Source organism: Lentiprolixibacter sp. (assembly GCF_982873095.1).
Genome location: NZ_CEYNTP010000341.1, coordinates 1 through 2232 on the forward strand (window position 1 = coordinate 1; position 2232 = coordinate 2232).

Annotated in this window: 2 protein-coding genes and 1 riboswitch; both genes read right to left on the reverse strand. The window is 46.5% G+C overall.

Annotated features, from left to right (window positions below; translation table 11 throughout):
* Positions 1 to 37: 37 nt before the first annotated feature.
* Positions 38 to 1039, reverse strand: a complete 1002-nt coding sequence (locus AC4E7D_RS14145; protein WP_490174423.1) for a homocysteine S-methyltransferase family protein — start codon at positions 1037 to 1039, stop codon at positions 38 to 40.
* Positions 1040 to 1092: 53 nt separating this feature from the next.
* A riboswitch (SAM riboswitch) is annotated at positions 1093 to 1195 on the reverse strand.
* A gap of 88 nt (positions 1196 to 1283) precedes the next feature.
* Positions 1284 to 2232, reverse strand: a 949-nt coding sequence (locus AC4E7D_RS14150) for a sulfate adenylyltransferase subunit 1 (protein ID WP_490174424.1), incomplete at its 5' end; no start/stop codon positions are given.

Consider the following 2232-nt stretch of genomic DNA (forward strand, 5'->3'; position numbering starts at 1 on the left):
GCTCAACTAACAACCTTAAACCCAAATCTTACAATATTCACCGTTGAACAAACAACGATCTCGGTTCATACTCCTTCACCAACTCAACAATCGCCCGAATGTGTTCGGGGGTAGTGCCGCAGCATCCCCCTACAATGTTTACCAGGCCTTTCTCGAGGTACTCACGAATTTGTCCGGCCATTTCCTGCGGGGTTTGGTCATATTCCCCGAAAGCATTCGGCAGACCTGCATTGGGATGGGCAGAAACCGCTTGATCGGACCTATCCGAGAGAATTTGCAGGTAAGGGGTTAACTGGTTGGCTCCAAGAGCGCAATTAAAACCAACGGATAGTAAGGGCTGGTGGGAAATGGATATCAGGAAGGCCTCTGCTGTCTGACCAGACAATGTTCTTCCAGAGGCGTCGGTAATGGTACCACTTACCATGACCGGGATGTCCAACCCCTTCTCTTCTTTTACTTCAGAAATGGCAAAAAGTGCTGCTTTGGCATTCAGCGTATCAAAAACGGTCTCCACCAGCAACAGGTCCACCCCACCTTCAACCAAGGCCTCAACCTGTTCCTTGTAAGCCTTGCGGAGCTCCTCAAAGGAAGTAGCCCTGTACCCGGGGTCATTGACATCAGGCGACATACTGGCCGTTTTGTTTGTAGGACCAATGCTTCCCGCTACAAACCTGGGTTTATTAGGGTCACTGGAGGTAAAATCCGAAGCAACTTTCTTAGCAATTCTGGCTGATTCACGATTCATTTCACTCACCAGACCTTCCATCTGATAATCGGCCATGGCAATAGCGGTTGCCGAAAAGGTGTTGGTCTCGATGATATCCGCACCGGCTTCGAGGTACTTTTCGTGAATTTCTTCAATAGCCTCCGGCTGGGTAAGGCTGAGCAGATCATTATTCCCCTGTAGCGGACACGGCCAGTCTTTAAACCGCTGCCCGCGAAAATCGGCCTCGGTAAAATTGTATCGTTGCAGCATGGTGCCCATGGCTCCGTCCAATACGAGGATCCGCTCTCCCAGAATATCCTGAATACGCTTCATAATAATATCCATTTTAAAATCAAGAAAGATAAAGGAAAGCCTTGGGTAGATTTCTGTTATCTATTCCGTTAAGGGATAGAATGTAGCACCTTCTTTACAGGGAAAGGGTTGCTAAGGTTTCACCGGGTCTATTCCCTCCACCTTTCTTGATAACATATCAATGTTTAAAGGAACTACCACAAAGAAAACCTACCTGTTTTGGATAAACAAGGAATTCAAGGGTTTTTTGGTATCGAACTTATCTTCAATTAATAAAACCAACCCCTGAGGTCGTGTTGGTCTGTGGATCAATCAGAATAAATGCTCCATTGGTCTTGTTCTCGTAGTAAGGATCAAAATAAATAGGCCGGCTGAGCTTCAATGAAGTATCTCCGATTTCATTCAGACGTAATTGCTGAGCGGTTTGGCTTCCTGAATAGTCAGTGGCAATGGTATTTTGGACAGCTTCTATTCTGGACAAGACCTTATTGGTGTTGTGTTGCAGAATATATTTGGTTCCAGGGAGAAGCGGTTTGGTGTCCATCCAGCAGATGGTGGCCTCCAGGTTTCGTTCCAGTTTTGGCAATTGTCCTGTCTTCACCAGCATATCCCCACGTGAAATATTGATTTCATCTTCTAACGTCAAGGTAACCGAATTCCCGGGCATTGCCTGTTCATAGGTGCTATCAAAAAAGTGGATGCTTTTTATTCTAGACTGGTTACCCGAGGGCAGTACTGTTACCTCATCCCCTATACTTAAGGATCCACCGTATACCTTGCCGGCAAAACCCCTGAAATCATGGAAATCAGCGGTCTTGGGTCGTATAACCTGCTGTACCGGGAATCGAACCGCTCCTTTGTCTTTTATGTCAGACACCTCCAATTGTTCCAAATGCTCCAAAAGTGATTCCCCTCCATACCAGGGCATGCGTTCCGATTGTGCAGCGATATTGTCACCGTGCAGCGCACTCACCGGGATAAAATGCAGTTGCTGTTCATCGTAAGTGCTCCGCTTGTTCAGCTCCTCGAACTCCAGCTTGATATCTTTAAACACTTGTTCAGAAAAGTCTACAAGATCCATCTTATTGATCGCAACAATGACATCTTTGATCCGCAAGAGGTTGTTAATGAAGAAGTGGCGATAGGTTTGCTCCACCACCCCTTTTCTCGCATCTATCAATATAATCGCTACCTCAGAGGTAGACGCCCCTGTT